This is a genomic window from Legionella steelei (assembly GCF_001468005.1).
Classification (GTDB): Bacteria; Pseudomonadota; Gammaproteobacteria; order Legionellales; family Legionellaceae; genus Legionella; species Legionella steelei.
The window spans coordinates 886520-906499 of the sequence record NZ_LNYY01000021.1 but is presented as its reverse complement, the minus strand read 5'-3'; the positions used below and the strand labels follow the sequence as shown (position 1 = coordinate 906499).

Genomic DNA, 19980 nt, shown 5'->3' with positions numbered 1-19980 from the left:
TGCCATTGTAAAGTGTCAACTATGTCCCCGAACATATGTCAGGGATGTCCCCGGTCTATACACTGTTAAGCCCAACATCTACTGGGTTAACTCGTACGCTCCAAAATTCCATTATGAAGCCAAATTAACACGTATCTTATCCTAGTAAGAAATACTTCAGCGCATTGTTACAGGCTTAGCCGCCCAGCCTACGGTTACTGGGCTCTCCGAAAACCCATATTATTTCTAACCCACTGTAAAACTCTCACCACATCCACATTGCCCTGTCTGATTAGGATTATTGAATACAAACTTATAATTTAATCCCTGTTTTATGTAATCAACACTTATATTTTTCAAGAAGGGATAACTGGACTTATCAATGCATACAACATAATTTTCAGTCAAAGGGAGTATCAAATCAGCACTCTGAGGGGAGAGCACATAATCAACAACATAAGATAAACCAGAACAGCCCGTTTTCTTTACTGATAAACGAATCCCAGTATATTCAGAATTTTTCTGTAAATAAGCTACCACGTGTTTTATCGCTGCTTCAGTAAAACTGATTTCAGGCACTGTACTTTCTACATGATGCATTACGACACTCATTATATTAACCTCTCAATTCGATTTATCTTCTTTTTATTAAAAGTAATGCTTCTTTATAAACATCCATAACCCTTACCGCTATTGGGTACTGAGTAACAGGGATATTCAACTCTTTAACAATCAACTGATAATCAATTTGTGGGACAGTATTTATAGTCTGCCCTTCCAACTGCCTGCATAACCATTCTAAGCTTGCAATGACATAAGGATTACCATTGGTTTTAAAGCAAGCTCGTACAATTATACCATCTGCATTACACTGCGTATAAAACTCAATAATGCCCTGACCTTTTTGGTTGTTTTTAACAACGTTTGCAAAACGCTCGGTCAAATCAACAACCCCCACATGTCTGGGTGAAAAAAAACAATCCTGCACAGTTCTATTATACATCATGATGGCGACATTTCACGCAATCTAGTCACCTGCGTACAAATAACGTTAATCGCATGCTCCACTTCTTCTTTCTTAGTAAAACGTCCTATTGATAATCGTATAGTACTTTGTGCTAAATCATCACTTAGACCTATTTCTCTCAGCACATAAGAGGGTTGAATACTGGCAGAACTGCATGCAGAAGTAGTTGATACTGCAAGCTCATTCAAAGCCAACAACAAAGAATCTCCATCCAAGCCTGCAAAGCTGATATTCAGATTACCTGCTATTCGCTTTTGTTGATCTCCATTAAGTTGAATACCAGGTAAATGTTTAATGCCATCCCACAGATGCTGACGATATTTTAAAAATCGTGATTGCTCTTCTTCTCGCACACTTTCTGCTAAGGCAAAGGCCTCCCCCATACCAACAATTTGATGCGTGGCTAAGGTTCCCGAACGTAACCCTCCTTCATGACCACCACCAAAACTTTGGGGCTGAAGGCGAATTCGCGGTTTGCTCCTGACATAAAGTGCGCCAATACCCTTGGGGCCATAATTTTTATGCGCAGAAAACGCCATTAAATCTACCGAAAGGCAAGTCAGATCGATGGGTATTCTCCCCGCACTTTGTGCGGCATCCACATGAAATATGATTCCTTTATTGCGTAATAAAGCACCAATGGACTCAATATCCTGTATCACGCCAATTTCATTGTTTACATGCATGATGGAAACCAAAATGGTATCCTGTCTTAATGCTTGAGCCAATTGTTCCAAATCGAGTAAGCCATTGGGATCTGGATGCAGGTATGTGACCTCAAATCCATCCTTTTCCAAACGGTTAAAACTATCGAGCACGGCTTTATGCTCAGTACTCATAGTCACTAAATGCTTGCCTTTATTTTGGTAAAAATGCGCTGCGCCGATGATTGCCAAATTATTTGCTTCTGTAGCGCCTGAAGTAAATACTATTTCCTGTGTCGATGCATGAATTGAATCAGCAACTTGTGTACGTGCATGCTCCACAGCCAGAGCTGCAACTCGTCCATATTCGTGGGTTATAGAGGAAGGATTAGCAAAATCGCCATCTGGTCCCAAATAGTGGACCATGCGCTCCACTACACGTGGATCAACAGGCGTTGTTGCCATATAATCAAAATAAATTGGTATTTTAATTATCCCATTCATTTCAGCCTCTTTTACTTGCCCATTCCAACGATTTTTGTACCTGACTCAACATTCCTCGTAACAAATTAACTTCCATTTTCTCTAAGTTTACACGATTAAATAATCGTCGCACTCGCTGCATCAAGCGTCGGGGATTTGACGCTTTTAAAAATTGAATTTCAATAAAGACTTCTCTTAAATGCTCATAAAATTGTTCAATTTCATCTGCAGTAGCATATTCATCCTGACGTAATGCCACCTCTGCTTTAGGCGCTAATAATTTCATACGCAATTCATAAGCAATAATCTGTACAGCCTGTGCCAGATTAAGCGAACCATATTCTGGATTGCTGGGGATATGGATATGATAATGACATTTTAGCAGTTCTTCATTAGTAAGGCCTGCATGTTCCCTTCCAAATACAATAGCAATTTGGGTATCATCTGCGTGTTTACTAATTAAATCTGCACAAGAAGTAGGAAGCAATCCGGGTAAGGAAAGTCCTCTAGGTCGCGCACTAGTGCCCAAAATAAGCTGACAACCAACTAAGGCTTCCTCTAAAGTTTCAGTGACAATGGCAGAGTCTAAAAGATCATCGGCACCAGCCGCCATTTCTTTGGCCTTATAATCAGGAAAAGATTTAGGCTTTACCAAATAAAGCGAACTTAATCCCATTGTTTTCATTGCTCTGGCCGTTGAGCCTATATTGCCGGGATGAGATGTTGCTACTAAAATAATACGGATTGAACTTAAATTCATAAAACCTTTTAATTAAAACATTCGAGCTATATATCATATCACTGAACCCCCTTTTTTACGATTTTTGCTTTTTTCATATTTCACTCTCTTTGTTCAAAAAAAATATGATAGAATCACCGGTTTTGTAGATTAAAGAGTATATTCATGGAACCACTTTTAAATATAGCAATTAACGCAGCACGACAAGCCGGTGAAATTATAATTCGACATATGGAACAAGTGGACCGCCTGAAAATTACCGCTAAGAACAACCATGATTTTTTTAGCGAAGTAGACATTAAAGCCGAACAGTCCATTATTCATACAATTCATAAGGCATATCCAGAGCATGGAATTCTTGCTGAAGAAAGCGGTGTGCAAGAAGGAGATGGCGAGTCAATTTGGATTATTGATCCCTTAGATGGCACATCCAATTACTTGCATGGATTTCCTTTTTTCTCTGTTTCTATAGCAGTGAAGGTTAAAGGAAGAATAGAGCATGGCGTGATTTACGACCCCTTACGACATGAATGTTTTGCTGCAAGTCGAGGTCGTGGAGCTCGATTAAATGATAGAAGAATACGTGTTTCCAAGCAAACCCAACTCTTAGCCTCCCTTTTAGGTACTGGTTTTTCATCCCGCGACATCAATATAACTCAAAAATACTTACCTACTTTCGAAGCCTTATTAGGTAAATGTGCTGGGGTTAGAAGAACGGGTTCAGCGGCACTTGATTTGGCCTATGTTGCCAGCGGACGACTTGACGGATTTTGGGAGTTTGGCTTACGTCCTTGGGATATTGCAGCAGGCTCATTATTAATTAGAGAAGCAGGTGGATTGATTAGCGATCTACAAGGTGGCGATGATTTTCTCAACCACGGAGACGTTGTTGCAGGCACGCCTAAGGTATTTAAATCATTATTACAAACTATTTCTCCTGTTTTAAAGCAATAGAAATTAGGTGTAGCCTGGGCGAAGGCAAAAGCCGTAACCCGGGCTTCGCTTCGATTCATCCACAAATCTATACTTTTAATGGGTTATCCAAAGCTAAAAGTGCATTTGTTGAAATTAAGCGTTCACTCAATAGTTTCGCGATATTATAGCAAATTAACAATGCATCCAGATCTTTTGAGTAAATGCGAGTTCTAAAATCTTCGCCTTCGATTTTTAATAATCTAGAATCCACTAAAGCACGAATTGATGCAGAGCGCTTCCTTTGACCAAATACGCAGAACTCGCCAATCAACGCACCACTTTCACGCGTACCAATCACCTGACTCTCCTGAGACTCTGCCTGATTTAATATAACCTCTAGCACACCGGACTCAACAACATACATTGCATCACCAATTTCATTTTGATGAAAAAGAAACTCTCCTTGATGCAATTCAACAAACTCACAACTCGCCAAAAACTCGTCGATATATTGTTCGTCAACTCCTGTAAATAACAGGCAATTATGCAAATTAAATTCGCTCATCGTACAATCCTTAGTTTCTCACTAACCTCCCACATCAACTTTTTTATTTAATCTAAAATTGATAATAAGTACCTAGTGCAATTGTTTTATTATAGGGTAACCGATAAAACTGAATATCTGGAACTGCAGTACGTAACATAAGAGAAAACAAATGCTTTTGCCAAAGCCATATGTCTTTTGCTCTTTCTCTAGTCATTTCAACAAAAACAATTTCAATAAAATAATTTAATTGATTTCTATTTATTGCAAACGGCAATTGTATTCTTTTAAACATTTCATCTACAGTACAAGGCAAATTAATATCTTCTGTAAAACCATAATGAATTTGGATTAAGTACAATCCATCCGCTTTTTTGATGAGCTCAAATTTATTTTCAAGGGGAATGTAGGGGCTATTGTCTATTTTGATACTGAGAAAAATCATATTTTCAGAAAAAAAACGGTTAATCCGCAGATGATGAAGAAGCCCTTCACCCTCATCATCATATGGATCAATAATATACAGCCTCAATCCAGGTTGTCTTGAAATCTTATTTTGATTTAATTCATCAATGATAAACGCATCCATCAAAGCATCCCTGTGATGCAATTTACGTAATTTTTCAAAGCCACAATACCAGGTGTACATCACTATAATTCCAAGAAATGCGATAAAAATAGGAATCCAACCTCCGGTTAAAAATTTGGGAATATTTCCAGCTAAAAATGCAAGCTCAATAATGAATATTAAAGGAAAAATCATCAGCTTAATAAGTCCCCACCCCCAGCAATAATATGCAATGATCCCAACTAAAGTGGTGGTGATGAGCATATCTAAATTAACAGCAATACCAAAAGCAGCTGCAAGATTAGATGATGTTTTAAACGTTACAACAAGTACACAGGTACCTACAGCTAAAAGAAAATTGATAAGAGGCAGATACACTTGCCCTTTTTCAACTTTGGATGTGTATATAATTTTGAGTCGTGGTGTCAAATGAAGCAATGATGCTTGTTTTAAAATGGAAAAGGCCGCAGAAATAATTGCTTGTGACGCAACAATAGTTGCCGCCGTGGCCAAAAAAATCATAATAGAAAGAAACCAATGTGGTGATAGGCTGTAAAATGGGTATGCTGCTTTTTCTGGATGCATTAATATGAGTGCCCCTTGTCCAAAATAGCATAGAAGCAATCCAGGAAGCGCTACAGCAAACCACCCTATGCGAATAGGATTTTTGCCAAAGTGTCCTAAATCAGCGAATAATGCTTCACCTCCGGTCATCACTAAGAAGACTCCACCCAATAGAAAAACAGCAAATTGCTTATGTATCACAAAAAAATTAATGGCATAGTGAGGACTCAACGCCAAAAGTATTTTGGGATACTGGATAATCTGTAAAAAACCTAAAATGCCTATGGTGATAAACCAAATAAGCATAATGGGGGCAAATAAAACACCAATTTTTCCAGTGCCTACCCGTTGCAACCAAAATAACAGTAATAAAATGATCAATGTGGCCGGCAAAATATACTTGATTAAATGTGGCGATAACGGTTCGAGGCCTTCTATGGCGCTTAATATAGAGATTGCTGGTGTTAACATACCATCACCAATAATAAGTCCTATCCCAATAAAGGTGACAAATAAAAGCCAAGGCCCTGGATTTTTCATTTTCTGCCTTAAGATGCCTGCAAGCGCCATAATGCCACCCTCACCGTCGTTATCAGCTCGAAAAATAACAACTAGATACTTAAAGCTAACGATGATAAGTAATGACCAGAAAATCAGTGACAAAAGACCATAAATGTTAGGATCCGTTATAGGTAAATAAACTACAACTTGATGGAATGCATAAAGAGGACTTGTACCTATATCACCAAAAACAACACCTAGAGCCGCAAATGATAAGCCAAATGTGCTTGTTTTCTCTGGAGCAGATTTATTTAGCATTTGGCACCGACCCAATTTTTAAACAAACTCTCTGTATTAAATTGATTATAGTACTATGCCAGATAATTTTATTAAGCTAATGAATCGCCACACAATTTGAGCACAACTTTTACGTGAACGCATGCATCCAGATAAACCACATTAACGTGTGGGTTAGACTGTTAAGCCCAGCGCTTGTTGAGTTAATCCAAATTTTGAAGATATTTAGCGTTACATGCTGGGCTTAACAGCCCAGCCTACACATTTCTTGAGTTTTACATGATTCTTAGATACCACGCATAAAGCGCGGTACATAGTGAGAATATACAGTTATCAAGCATTGAAGCGACAAATTATTTAAATCCTTGTTTCGCTCCAAAACTCAATGGCAGTTCATCAGCCAGCGCAGTTCCCAGGTTTCTGGTCACACGATCGAAAAGGTTTTGCTTGTGTGTATAATCAACAACCTCTGGAACTTTGATTACATCACGAGCGACTTGCCCGCTGCTCGCCAAACCATCAATTAGCCCCATAGTTAAAGCCTGCTCACCAGTCCAAAAAAGTCCAGAGAATGTTTCATCATCAATGTGTAAACGGCTGCCTCGGCCCTCTTTTACTCTATTAATAAATTGCTGATGAACCTGATCCAACATCACTTGCAGTTTTTGTTTTGCAAAATCTGTTTCAGGAGAAAATGGATCCAAGAACGATTTATTTGCACCTGATGTTTGCAATCTACGTGCAACACCTATTTTGTTCATTAGATCAACAAAACCAAAACCATTATACAAAACACCGATAGAGCCAACCATACTCGCAGGGCTAGCATAAATATTCTCTGTAGCAACAGCAACATAGTAAGCAGCAGAAGCACACGCATCCACACATACTGAATAAATTTTCACATCAGGATATTTTTTTTGATAAAATTTGATAATGTTATACATGTATTCAGCCTGAACTGGGCTACCACCAGGACTATTAATACGTACAATCAATGCCTTTAACCCAGAGTTTTTATAAGCTGAATCCAAGCCCTTGGCGAAATCATCTGCATTGGCTTTCGCTTCAGACATTTCACCGATAATATCGATTACGCCCACATGAGGTTTGATATTAGTACCTACGTCTTCATTAGTACTCACTAATACGCGATAGGCTATAAACAAAATAATTAGCAAATAAATAACACGCATAAACCATTTCCATCTGCGTTTCCTCTTTGCTTCTTTTATATAATCAATGATGACTTGATTCAGCAAAGCTTGAGAATCCGGAGTAGAATTAGAAGAATGGTCATTTGTCATAATGAGTCACTTGAAATAATTTAATTAAACCTCATTTTACGGTAGATATAAGAAAATTGTAAGTATTCACCAGATTTTGAGTACTTTTGGAGAAAAGACAGATTTGAGTATAGATTGAACAGGATGTGAACATGTTTTTGAATTAAAAGTTCAAGATGTACCCGATATCGCTTTTCGGTGAACATGGTAATAGTTGCTGAAAATTAACCCCATATATAAGGTTATATATTATGAGAATGGATAAACTAACATCAAAGTTTCAAATAGCCTTAGCAGATGCTCAATCATTAGCTTTAGGAAGAGATAATGGCTTTATAGAGCCAGAACACCTCATGAAGGCTCTGCTCGATCAACAAGGAGGGAGTTGCCGACCTTTGCTCAGTAAAGCAGGTGTTAATATCCCTTTATTAAGAACCCTTTTAGATCAAGCCTTAGATAAACTTCCTAAAGTATCTGGAATTGGAGGTGATATACACATTTCTAACGGCTTAAATCGTTTATTAAATCTAACCGATAAATTAGCACAACAAAAGAAAGATAATTTTATCTCCAGTGAGCTTTTTATTTTAGCGGCGATCAATGAAGAAGGCAGTCTTTCTCGTATGCTGAAACAAGCAGGCGGTGAGGCTAAAGCAATCGAAAGTGCTATTAATGAGTTACGTGGTGGCGAAAGCATTAACGATCCTAATGCCGAAGAACAGCGTCAAGCTTTGGAAAAATATACGCTCGACTTAACCGCTCGTGCGGAACAAGGTAAATTAGATCCTGTAATTGGTCGTGACGATGAAATACGTAGAACCATCCAAGTGTTGCAACGACGCACTAAAAATAATCCTGTCTTAATCGGTGAACCCGGGGTAGGTAAAACCGCGATTGTTGAAGGATTGGCACAACGTATTATTAATGGTGAAGTTCCAGAGGGTTTAAAGAACAAACGCTTGCTTTCTTTAGACATGGGCGCCCTAATTGCCGGCGCAAAATATCGTGGTGAATTCGAAGAGCGCCTCAAGGCCGTTCTTAATGATTTAGCAAAACAAGAAGGACAGATTATTCTCTTTATTGATGAAATTCATACCATGGTTGGTGCAGGAAAAGCTGAAGGTGCAATGGATGCGGGCAACATGTTAAAACCTGCTTTAGCACGGGGCGAGCTTCACTGCATCGGTGCAACCACTTTAGATGAATACCGACAATACATTGAAAAAGACGCTGCTTTAGAGCGACGTTTCCAAAAAGTTTTGGTTGATGAACCAAGCGTTGAAGATACAATTGCTATCCTGCGTGGTTTAAAAGAACGTTATGAGGTACATCATGGGGTTGAAATTACTGATCCAGCTATAGTCGCAGCAGCTACGCTATCGCATCGATACATTACAGACAGGCAACTACCGGATAAAGCAATAGATTTAATTGATGAGGCAGGAAGCTTAATTCGTATGGAAATCGATTCAAAACCTGAAAGTATGGATAAATTAGAACGCCGTTTAATTCAACTAAAAATTGAACGAGAAGCACTTAAAAAAGAGCATGATGAGGCATCTAAAAAACGGCTTGATGATTTACAACATACTATTGATGAATTGGAACATAACTATTCTGATTTAGAGGAGGTCTGGAAAGCTGAAAAAGCAACCATGCAAGGTGCCACGCAAATTAAAGAGTCCCTGGAGCAAGCCAAACTTGAAATGGAAACAGCTCGTCGGGCTGGGGATCTGAGTCGTATGTCTGAATTACAATATGGCCGAATTCCAGAACTTGAAAAACGCCTAACGCAAGTAGCTGAAGTTGAGTCTCATGAGAATAAATTAGTACGTAATAAAGTGACAGAAGATGAGGTTGCAGAAGTCGTTTCAAAGTGGACCGGTATACCCGTAGCCAAAATGATGGAAGGTGAAAAAGAAAAATTACTGCGTATGGAAGAAGTGCTACATAATCGTCTTATAGGACAAAATGAAGCAATCGATGCCGTATCTAATGCTATTCGCCGTTCACGTGCAGGTTTATCTGACCCCAATCGCCCTATTGGATCATTTCTATTCCTTGGGCCTACTGGTGTAGGTAAGACAGAGTTATGTAAGGCTCTGGCATCATTCCTCTTTGATACTGACGAAGCCATGGTACGCATCGACATGTCAGAATTTATGGAGAAACATTCTGTTGCCCGTCTGATTGGTGCACCACCAGGATATGTAGGTTATGAAGAAGGAGGATATTTAACAGAAGCGGTTCGTCGCAGACCTTATTCTGTGATTTTACTTGATGAAGTAGAAAAAGCGCATACCGATGTGTTCAATATACTGTTACAAGTTATGGATGATGGTCGTTTAACAGATGGTCAAGGACGTACTGTTGATTTTCGCAACACCATTATTGTCATGACCTCAAATCTTGGATCCAATTTAATTCAAGAAATGGGTAATAAATTTAAATACGAACAAATTAAAGATGCAGTAATGGAGATGGTGCGACAACACTTTCGTCCTGAATTCATTAATCGTATTGATGATACGGTGGTCTTCCATTCTCTTGCAAAAGAGCAAATTGCAAAAATTGCTGCAATCCAAATTGCCTATTTGCAAAAACGTCTGAAACAACAAGATATGCATCTTGATGTAACTCAAGAAGCCTTAACGCATTTAGCAGAGGCTGGTTTTGATCCGGTATATGGTGCAAGACCTTTAAAACGTACCATTCAACAACAGTTAGAAAATCCTCTGGCTCAAGATATTTTGACAGGAAAATTTAAGTCAGGTGAAACGATTAAAGTCTCTTATAAAGATGGCGACATGAAATTTACAAGCCATTAACTTTAAAGAAACAGTTAGTCCCAAATGTAACAAATTACATTTGGGACTAACTGTAATAAATCAACTGTTATAACTATAATCTCGCCATAACACTAACAAAATTAGGCGGATTAGGCGAGCCAACGCCTACAACATCGTTCCAAAATTGGCTCTCAATAATGCTAAGAACGCCATCCCAATTAAATGTAATAACATCCGTATTTACAGAAATATTAAATGCAGAAACAGGTGGAATAGAACCAGCCGGTGCATTGTTAACTGGTGTAGCACCACTTATTATTTGATGTGGTGGTGTAATGAGATTTAACGCTTTGCTGTTGGTTAACAGACTGTTAAAGGTGTAAAAATAAGGTGCTACTAAGCCAATTGGTCTTTGCGCTCCGCCGTTTAAGATAGCACGAGCTTGATTCACTAAGGTCACTACACCAGAAAATAAGGGCGTAGATTGACTGGCTCCACCTGTTTTATAAAAAGCCCCCCCCTGAAAAATAAGCAGCCCCGTGTAATAATCTGCTACCATGGCTATATCAGGAATTGCTCGATTAGTACTACCAACAATGCCATAACCACCAGCAGTAAAATTACTTATCGGCGCTTGCCAGGATGGAAAAGAACGCCATTTACTAACTCCTCCCATACTACCTGAATAAAGTTTACCATTCTTGTAAGTACCCCAACCGGATTCAAATGCATAATTATAATTACTATCAACAAATAAGCTGCTTCCTCCTACCGATGTAACATAAGCTGAACTGGCTGGGAACCCTATCGACGGATCGTTGCCAATCTTAGCGCAAGGCCATGAGCTATGATAGGTTTGATCCCCACAGTCGCCTGCTGCAAAATTAATACTTGCCCCCATTCCCGTAGCAACCTGCAAAGTGGCATCTAATGGCTCATTTTGCAAATCATAAGCACTACCCCAACTGTTGGAAACCACATAAGCATTGGTAAAGCCACCCAGAGTAAATTGGTTATTGATAAGGGTATTAATCGCTGTTGCTACCTGGGCATTATTAACATCATTTGTCATAACTAAAACAATGTTGGCTCCGGGAGCCATCGTGTGCGATGCCTCTATATCAAGCGCGATTTCACCATCCCAGCTGGAAGCACTGCCACACGTTAGAGATCCCAGGGTGTATGGATTACCGTGATAATCGACCACAGCGAAGTTACTCGCGCTTAATTGTGGCAAAGAGTTTGCAATATTATAGGTGTTTACGTCATCCATAATGCCTGCAGAGCCCTGCGTCCCACAACCATCGATAATAATGATAGTTTGTCCTGTTCCATCGATGGTCACTCCATTAACAGGAGCTATACTACTTATATTATAAGCCGCTCGCATTTGATAACCTGTAAACCCTTGTAACGAAGTGGTTGTAGGTATTGCTGTTGGCGAAAAGGTATCCCAAGCGAAATTAAGTATTTCAACGTGCTTATTAGCTTGTGACTCCTTAAGCGTTTTAAACTTTTTTGATGATTCCAGATGGATTTTAGGATGTCCATTGGGAATATTACTGAGATCACTAATCCCTGATATGTATTGCGCAATTTCAGAATTTATCTTTGGTTTAGAAACGTTCCCATAAAAAAGTTTATTTTTATACAGATAATTATTAAGTTTTATCTGTAGTACTTTCTCAATTTCACTTGCTTTCGCGGTTACCTGTATTGTAGTAAACACTTTTTTTGTCTTCATTCCATGTGCAATAAAATAATTCTCAACCTCTTTTACCCCTCTTTCGCTTGGAGCATAGTTTGCATCGTATTCTTCTTTTGTTAAAAATTTTTGATAATAAAAACTTTGTGGATCATATAATTCATCTATAAAGTGATTAAGCTTCTCTTTATTCCTGAGTTTAAGCCAAATTGTAAACGTAATTTCTTGTTGTGGATTCATTGGCCCAAGCAATTTCGCGTTCTTTAAGATAGGGAGCTCAATATTATAGAAATTGGTTTGTTTTATTTCAGCTCCAGCCCACACTGTAGATAAAAATATCATTAGCGAAAAAAGACAAACTATAAGGCGCATTACAAACATTTATTACCTCCCTGGTAAAAATTAGGATTAACTCGCAATTCTTATCCCAACTGATATAGGCTATTAATCGGACCATAAGTTACAAATCCGACCTCATTGCCACTAATTAATGAGTAAATAAAACCTCCTTGTGTACCCGCATATACTACTGAACCCGCTGCATTAACAAATAAGCTGTAGACAGTTTGTGCATATGGAGTCCAAGCGCCACCACCAGTTAATGATGTGCTTGTATATACATATTCATTTGCAGTACCTACATATAGAGTATTCGCAGCAACATATACTGAGCTGACTGCACTGCCATCAGGTTGGCCATTAATAGCTACCCAAGTCACTCCATTATTGTTGGAGTAATAAACTAATCCGTTGGCGCTTGCAGCATATAGCGCATTAGTTGCTACAAAAATGGCGTTCACCGCAAAACCTGTAGCAGGTGGAGTAGTCGTAGTACAATTTTTTCCATTAAGCGAGCAAATAAAAATACTTCCATTAGCACTTGCTATATAAAGTTTATAATTTGCTGAAACATACAGGGCATTGACAGCATAACCTGGTGCTGGAGACACAATAGGAGACCAGGTCGTACCGTTATTAAATGAAGAATAAACTGTTCCGTTGATGGATCCAGCATACAATATGGTGCTCAGCGCAACAACGCTACTGATTGCGCTTCCACCAGCAGGTGGATTTGTACCAACCCAAGTAGTACCATCATCTATTGAATAATAAACACCATTTTGTGTTCCGACATATAAAGTGGGTACAGACGGTGTTGCTACCGTGACATTTAAGACATTTGCAGCACTAGGCTGATAACATTGGTTCGGATTGGGTTTTCCATTTGGACCTTGCTGACAGACTATAGGGCCTCCCTTATAATGAGGTGACATTTGAGCGCCATTCACCTGCAAGGTGAGTGTGCATGATTGTTTAGAAGTCAGGGCAAAAGAATCGGCACAATTTCCTACATTAGTTACTTGCGCCATACCAGTGATAGGAACCATCTTTAATGTATGGGGCTTAGAAGACATATTGGTGACGGTATATTGAACGACCGCGGTTCCATTGCTAGGTACAGGGATTGAAGTAGGTGTAATCGGTTCAAGAGTAAATAATGGCGTTGAAGTTGCATGAACAAAGGCCATAGTAAATAAGAAATAAAAACCCAGCAAGCGTAAAAATAATTTATTTTTTTCCATTGCAAATCCTATGCTATATAAGTGAGGTATCAACATGAAACCATTAGTACATATGGTTGTTTATCAACTCGCCGCTCTAAAGTCTAACCTGATACTCTTCCCAATTTGCTTTTACCCCGTTAGAAAACTCATCACCAACATCAGCTTGTAATATTTTTAGGCGTGGCAATATGTTAAAAAACTAAAGGCATCCAGTTATAAGTCTATTTGCCTATTTTCACAAGAGCTTCTTTTGCAAATTATTTATTCCCGCTGCTTGTGCAATAACCAACCAAACACATTATCCTTCTACATGCTCTAAACGTTCTATCAACTTCCTTTTTACTGCAAGCCATTCTTCAGCAAGAATACTAAACAAGGCAGTGTCTGTGACTTGGCCGTTATGATGGATCATATGTTGGCGTAAAATACCTTCTTTTGTTGCCCCTAATTTTTTTAAGGTATTGTAATTCTTAACATTACGCGGATCGGTTGCGATTTGTACACGATTGATATCCCATGTTTCAAAAGCGTTTTGAAATAGTAATAGTAAAGACTCATGATTATATCGTTTTCCCCATGCCGCTGGATTAAGCCAACCGTATCCAACTTCCAACTTTTTATGTTGTAGTTCGATTTCATAATAAGCACGGGTTCCAATTAATTGATTATCTTTTATTCTTCTTATTACATATGTCAGTTGTATCCCTTGCATCTGCTTTAGTAAACAATCTTGAAACCAAGACTCGTAAAACTCTCCATTCGCTTTATTTGGCATATAGGTCCAAATTCGTGCATCATTAGCCGGCTGCCGTAAATACTCATAATGACTTAGGGTAAGTGGTTCCATGTGAATGGTTTTGCCGATCAGTATCTCTGGCATAAGCTTACTGACTTTTGTTTTATTTTTAGGCATAATAAAGTCGTCTGACATTTTCCAATCTAAAAACATGATCAATAAATTATTTCATCGAATAAAACAACTGTTTCAGGTTCCAGCAGGTAAAATTATTTCTAATGCATACCGGATTATTTCAATTGATGACAGCTATCAAAAAACGGCAAAAGTTTATGTCAAAATCCAAGTTACTGGTCAAGCGGTAACCTTTGACAAACCGGTAAGCGAACTGTATCAAAAAAAATGGTTAGATAGTTTTTCGCATGAAGATGTGGCGCATATCGCTGCATTATACTCTGCGGAACAAACCAATAACCTGGATTTAATTAAAAGATTTCCCAAACAAACAGCTGCAAACAAATCCAGTGTCATCAGTGTAGGAATACTGTTTACAACTTTTTTAATTTTATCTAATTTAGCTGCATTTAAAGTTGCCTCTTTTGGCCCAATTAATTTTGCTGCTGGTTTAATTTTCTTTCCTTTAACTTATGTTTTCGATGATATCCTGACCGAAGTATATGGATTTAAAGTAAGTCGACGGATTATATGGATGGCTCTCCTTGCAAATACAATTATATTTCTAGGGACATGGCTAACCATCTACCTGACTCCCTCCCCCTACTGGCCTCATCAAGAAGCCTATGCAACAATATATCAAGGTACACTCAGAGTATTTTTGGCGTCAGTAATTAGTTATTTTTTTGGTGAGTTTGCTAATTCGATAATTTTGGCCAAACTTAAAGTACTGGCATCTGGCAAGCGACTTTGGCTACGCGCCATGACCAGCACGATGGTTGGCGTTGGCATTGACACCCTACTTTTTACTCATATTGCTTTTTTATTCATACTGCCCTATGCGGCAATTTGGCAAATTATTGGGACGATGTATTTGTTCAAAGTAGCATATGAAATGTGTGCTCTGCCCATTACATATCAAGTCTCAAACTATTTAAAAAGAAAAGATAATGTCGATTATTATGATGTAACAACTAATTTCAATCCGTTTTCATTAAAGCTGTAATAATGGATACAGTAATAAATAGTACATCTAAAAATAGCGCAGTGATTATCCATTCGAATCATTTATGGTATCTGACTTTAACTTATTCGATGATCATCGTATTGGCCAATTGGTTTGATCCTCGGCTAATTAGTATTTGCGGTTTAACAACAGATGCTGGAACATTGATTTTTCCATTATCTTTTTTGCTTTCTGATTTGATCACTGAGGTGTATGGTTATAAATATGCACGTCGTACTATTTGGTGTGGGTTCATATTTAATTTGTTTTTCATTTTGTATGGTCAACTCGTAATCCACATGCCCAATCCCAGTTTTGCAACAAATAATGCTATTTTTGATACATTGTTAACCATTAACTTCAGAATTATTTTAGCATCATTCATCAGTTATCTAATTTCCGAGTCCTTTAACTCATACCTTATTGCTAAAACTAAGATTAGAGTTCAGGGACGATATATGGCTGGTCGATTTGTTCTTTCCTCATTTTTGGCATCAGGTCTAGATAGTGTGATTTTTACAACGATTGCATTTTACAAAACACTGCCTGATTCAGTATTCGTGTCGATGATGTGTACCATGTGGTTTATTAAAGTATTTATGGAGTTATGTGGCCTTCCTCTCTCTATAAATTTGGTTAATAAACTTAAAAAAATAGAACAAATTGATATTTATGATAAAAAAACAAAATTTAATTTATTTCGCATGGATCTTGATTACATCCAGCAAGAAAATGAATTTTTTCATAATAAAAAGTTATAATGTGTAGCCTGGACGAGTACATAGAGTTCAACATAGGACTAACCCCTCTATTAAATACTTTATCCAGGCTAAACAGCCTCAAATCAATGTGCGAGCGCCACAACTTTTTCTTTTTCTTCATCCTGTTTTTGAGAAGCCAAAACAGCGCTATGTAATTCTGACTCCATCTTCGCGAGTGCAGTATTCATTTTCTCTCTGCCCAGGGCATTCACTTTATCTCTTCCCATAGCATTCCTTATATCTCTTCCATAAAAGAAACTACAATCCAAGACAACACTAGGCTCTGCTTCAAGAAACTGTTTGAGAAACCTCGCCCCATCATACATATCCTCATTGGTCAGTTGCTCGAGAGATCGCTCCAGTCCTAAAGCTTGTTGGATAATAAATGAAAAGTGTTTGTCAAACATCTTTGGTTGATGTTGCAACACTAAAGCATAGCCACCAAAAAGAATAAAACTGCAGGTAAAGTCATAACATTCCTTCATTTTTGTTTGGAACATACCGTGATTCATAGATTCTAAATTTTCTTGAACCAACCCGGTATAAAATACTCTAAATATTATATTTCTTGCTTTCTCTGATTCAACGTGTTTTACGATACTTTCATTGATGGCTTTGCCACCTAAAGTTCGAAAAGCATTAAAGTCCTTATAATCTTTTGCTACTCCCTTACACCATTTCTCGATTTCTTTTTCAATCTGTTTCTGTTCTTCATCAATTCTTTCCGCTAAAGATTGAAGAAAGTCAACTGCTTTAAATCGCTCTAGAAGAACTTCGCCACGATCTGTTTGTTCTTCAATAATATCCAACAAATATTGCTCGAAATTACTGTCCTCAGCAAAATGAGGATAACTCTTATAAAGAGGAACATCCTCTTTGTCCTTCTCAAACATATTGTTTCGAAAAGCCTCTAGAGCTTTTACAGCGGTAACCGCATCAAGAATCTTTAAATCTTCCGATTTATATCTCTTCTTAACCCCCTCCATCGCTTTAAACTGTAATGCAGTTCTTATGGCTAAAAATAACTTTACAGTGGTTATATCACATCCAAAGAGCGACCAAGAGATATATCCATCAGGATTCTCGTATTCTTTAATCAAGCGAAAATAGCGGTGAATTAATGCCCCCAACAAATACAACGCGCCTTCTTTGATTTTTTCTTTATTTTCTTTGGGAATATCTCGCAAATAATTTACTAGTTTATTGAATACATCAATTTGCGTCCCCCTGCCCGATTTACATCGAATTACATCATTTGTTCTAGCGATTAATACCTCCAGGGAGGAGCCACTGCTAGCTTGGCTATCTGTTATTGTATATCGTCCTAATAAAGTAGAATATTTAGGTTCCAAATTAAGCGTATTGACTCTAAGTTTTGCAAATGTTGGTGGGATAAAAGTCATACATCCTCCTTAATACACACTTCCCAAAGAATTCATGATTCCTCTATAAATCTCAGATAAAGACGAACCATTTTTGTTAAACAAAAAATGCCTTGACTCATGAATGTCTTTTTGAATTGTTGCTCCTAATCGCTTGTTAAGATCAAAATATGTTTGTTCTTCACGCCGTTCATAGACAAAAGTACAATAATAGCTAAGGTCACTTAAACATGAATCAAAAAAATCCTGATCTATTTCCTTAATAGACTGAACTCCTAAATGAGTTCGAAAAAAATCAATCAGAGATTGATGAAGACAATTACTTACTACAGAATCATATTGAACCCACTTTACCAAATATATTCCAATAAGAATTTTTCTTCTAAATTCATTGAAATCATCTAGGGTTAACAGAGGATCTTTTTTAACGAGCCTAGCATATTGGATTAACTCATATGTCTCATCCAAACTGTGAGCCAGCGTACTTATTGTAGTCGCATCATCCATGGCAGCATGGCTAGGTATAAACAGAGAAAATAAACTTAAGCATCCCACATGTTGTCCATAAGTTCTTGCTAAACACGTTGCTAGTTGTTTTGCTTTTTGCTGAAATTCGGCAAACTTTGTCATTGCGTCCCTCCTGCAAATATTGACCCGCAATAACTGCAACGCGTCATTCGTCCAAAAATTTAAACGCCTCCATTTTTTATAGCAACCTATAAAAAATATTGCAACTATTAATTTAACTAATTGAGCATAAAAAGAATTGAAAGTCCTTTTTCTGATTTTTTATGTCCAATGCGCTCGAGGATAATTCAGTGAGAAACAGGTGGAAAAGTACTTTTTTATGTATTGGATCCTGGGTGCAGCAAAGCGCAACCCAGGGAAAGCGATGGCTTTTAACTCCGGGGTTCGCTGCGCTACACTCAGATTACAATCTATCTAGAAAAACGCTCATCTATGGAGTTAATTAGTTTCTGGTGGATCCCATTAAAGCCTCGATTACTCATGACCAAAACAGCATCCCCCTCTTGCACTATATTCGATACCTCTTGAATTATTTCATCATGGTCTTTGCAAATTTTATAGGGACAAGTCCAATTCCCCAACGTTTCGTTCAAATTAAAATCATGTGGTTCTAAAACATAAGCACCTTGAACTGGTTTCAAGGCATGTGCCATTTCATCTGCATGAACTCCAGTACGCATGGTATACGATGCAAACTCTAATACAGCAAAAATACGTTGATGGCGGTTACTTCGTTGTAAAGCGTCAACTGTTCGCATAATGGCAGTAGGATGATGCGCAAAATCATCATAAACTGTTACGCCATGTCGATTTGATCGCACCTCCAAACGACGCTTTACTGGGGTAAAACGCTCTAAAGCCTCCGCTGCTACGTTTGGACTGACGCCAGCATTAACACTTGCAGCAAGAGCAGCTAAACCATTTTCCACATTAAAACGCCCGATCAAAGACCATCTAACCTCAGCGACCTCTTTTCCATGATGCAACACTTTAAATGCGGAGCCATTTTCTTCTATCAATTGCGCTGACCATTGGGCATCGCCATCCAAAGCCAGCTCTTCAATTCGGGAATATTGACCACGAGCAATGACCTCATTCAATGCTTTATCATCTCGAGGCTTAATCGCAACACCACTCGCCGGAATAGTTCTTAACAAATAATGAAATTGTAATTGAATTGCAGCCAAATCAGGATAAATATCTGCATGGTCAAACTCCAGATTATTTAAAATAGCAATTCTGGGTCGGTAATGCATAAATTTTGGACGTTTGTCGAAAAAAGCACTATCATATTCGTCTGCTTCAATCACAAACCATTTGCCTGATCCTAAGCATGCACTTGTTTTAAAATCAGATGACACCCCTCCAATTAAAAAACCAGGATTAAGTCCTGCTTGATGTAAAATCCAAGCTATCATTGAAGTAGTCGTCGTTTTACCGTGGGTACCAGAAACAGCGATGACTTGGTATTTGGATAGAATATTTTCAGCAAGCCATTGAGGCCCAGAAGTGTATTGTTTTCCAGCTTCTATTACTGCCTCAAGCACAGGCATACCTCTTTTTATTGCATTGCCCACAATAATTAAATCGGCTTGTAGTGCTAAGGTTGCATCATCATAACCATCAGTCCAAGCTATCCCTTTTGCTGCAAGCAAATCACTTACTGGCGGGTAACAATTAGCATCACTTCCAGTTACCTTATATCCCGCATCACGCGCCAGTAAAGCCAGGGCGCTCATAAAAGTTCCGCTTATACCTAAAATATGTAAGTGCATAATAATCCTAAT

The 19980-nt window shown here is 38.2% G+C and carries 17 protein-coding genes; 4 read left to right on the top strand and 13 right to left on the bottom strand.

The annotated features are described in order from the left end of the window. Positions 1-225: 225 nt before the first annotated feature. The 4 genes from Lste_RS18515 to trmJ are packed head-to-tail and all read right to left on the bottom strand — an operon-like array spanning position 226 to position 2893. Entirely contained in the window at positions 226-591 is a 366-nt protein-coding gene (locus tag Lste_RS18515) for a HesB/IscA family protein (protein ID WP_058512447.1), read from the bottom strand. Positions 592-613: 22 nt separating this feature from the next. Continuing rightward, on the bottom strand, positions 614-985 hold the full coding sequence (locus Lste_RS18510; protein ID WP_237760529.1) for an iron-sulfur cluster assembly scaffold protein: 372 nt from the start codon (positions 983-985) through the stop codon (positions 614-616). Next, positions 982-2154, bottom strand: coding sequence for an IscS subfamily cysteine desulfurase (locus Lste_RS18505; protein WP_058512445.1), 1173 nt, complete (start codon positions 2152-2154; stop codon positions 982-984). Before Lste_RS18505 ends, Lste_RS18510 begins: the two co-directional genes overlap by 4 nt. 1 nt (position 2155) lies before the next feature. Then, entirely contained in the window at positions 2156-2893 is a 738-nt protein-coding gene (gene trmJ, locus Lste_RS18500; protein ID WP_058512444.1) for a tRNA (cytosine(32)/uridine(32)-2'-O)-methyltransferase TrmJ, read from the bottom strand. Between the two features lie 144 nt (positions 2894-3037). Here trmJ and Lste_RS18495 point away from each other — a divergent pair, with 144 nt between their 5' ends. After that, a complete protein-coding gene (locus Lste_RS18495; protein WP_058512443.1) occupies positions 3038-3826 on the top strand; it encodes an inositol monophosphatase family protein in 789 nt (262 codons plus the stop codon). 67 nt (positions 3827-3893) lie between these two features. Here Lste_RS18495 and Lste_RS18490 read toward each other — a convergent pair whose 3' ends face one another. From Lste_RS18490 to Lste_RS18480, 3 genes are all read right to left on the bottom strand, one after another. Further along, on the bottom strand, positions 3894-4352 hold the full coding sequence (locus tag Lste_RS18490; protein WP_058512442.1) for a Crp/Fnr family transcriptional regulator: 459 nt from the start codon (positions 4350-4352) through the stop codon (positions 3894-3896). A gap of 52 nt (positions 4353-4404) precedes the next feature. Continuing rightward, positions 4405-6282: a KUP/HAK/KT family potassium transporter gene (locus Lste_RS18485; RefSeq protein ID WP_058512441.1), complete on the bottom strand. Its 1878-nt coding sequence runs from the start codon at positions 6280-6282 to the stop codon at positions 4405-4407. Between the two features lie 332 nt (positions 6283-6614). Beyond that, a complete protein-coding gene (locus Lste_RS18480; protein ID WP_058512440.1) occupies positions 6615-7568 on the bottom strand; it encodes a S49 family peptidase in 954 nt (317 codons plus the stop codon). Between the two features lie 230 nt (positions 7569-7798). Between Lste_RS18480 and clpB the strand changes: the two genes are divergently transcribed. Then, positions 7799-10375, top strand: coding sequence for an ATP-dependent chaperone ClpB (gene clpB, locus Lste_RS18475; RefSeq protein ID WP_058512439.1), 2577 nt, complete (start codon positions 7799-7801; stop codon positions 10373-10375). A gap of 73 nt (positions 10376-10448) precedes the next feature. Here clpB and Lste_RS18470 read toward each other — a convergent pair whose 3' ends face one another. From Lste_RS18470 to Lste_RS18460, 3 genes are all read right to left on the bottom strand, one after another. After that, on the bottom strand, positions 10449-12422 hold the full coding sequence (locus Lste_RS18470; RefSeq protein ID WP_058512438.1) for a S53 family peptidase: 1974 nt from the start codon (positions 12420-12422) through the stop codon (positions 10449-10451). A 41-nt stretch (positions 12423-12463) separates the two neighbouring features. Next, positions 12464-13624, bottom strand: a complete 1161-nt coding sequence (locus Lste_RS18465) for a WD40/YVTN/BNR-like repeat-containing protein (RefSeq protein ID WP_058512437.1) — start codon at positions 13622-13624, stop codon at positions 12464-12466. Positions 13625-13904: 280 nt separating this feature from the next. Beyond that, a complete protein-coding gene (locus Lste_RS18460) occupies positions 13905-14537 on the bottom strand; it encodes a GNAT family N-acetyltransferase (protein ID WP_058512493.1) in 633 nt (210 codons plus the stop codon). Positions 14538-14553: 16 nt separating this feature from the next. Between Lste_RS18460 and Lste_RS18455 the strand changes: the two genes are divergently transcribed. Both Lste_RS18455 and Lste_RS18450 read left to right on the top strand, forming a co-directional pair. Continuing rightward, positions 14554-15522, top strand: coding sequence for a queuosine precursor transporter (locus Lste_RS18455; RefSeq protein ID WP_058512436.1), 969 nt, complete (start codon positions 14554-14556; stop codon positions 15520-15522). A 2-nt stretch (positions 15523-15524) separates the two neighbouring features. Further along, on the top strand, positions 15525-16283 hold the full coding sequence (locus Lste_RS18450) for a queuosine precursor transporter (RefSeq protein WP_058512435.1): 759 nt from the start codon (positions 15525-15527) through the stop codon (positions 16281-16283). An 83-nt stretch (positions 16284-16366) separates the two neighbouring features. On the opposite strand, the gene Lste_RS18445 is transcribed toward Lste_RS18450, so the two are convergent. The 3 genes from Lste_RS18445 to mpl form a co-directional block, all read right to left on the bottom strand. Next, positions 16367-17686: a hypothetical protein gene (locus tag Lste_RS18445; protein ID WP_058512434.1), complete on the bottom strand. Its 1320-nt coding sequence runs from the start codon at positions 17684-17686 to the stop codon at positions 16367-16369. Positions 17687-17695: 9 nt separating this feature from the next. Further along, positions 17696-18295, bottom strand: coding sequence for a hypothetical protein (locus tag Lste_RS18440; protein WP_058512433.1), 600 nt, complete (start codon positions 18293-18295; stop codon positions 17696-17698). A gap of 308 nt (positions 18296-18603) precedes the next feature. Further along, positions 18604-19968, bottom strand: coding sequence for a UDP-N-acetylmuramate:L-alanyl-gamma-D-glutamyl-meso-diaminopimelate ligase (gene mpl / locus Lste_RS18435; protein ID WP_058512432.1), 1365 nt, complete (start codon positions 19966-19968; stop codon positions 18604-18606). Between the last annotated feature and the right edge of the window lie 12 nt (positions 19969-19980).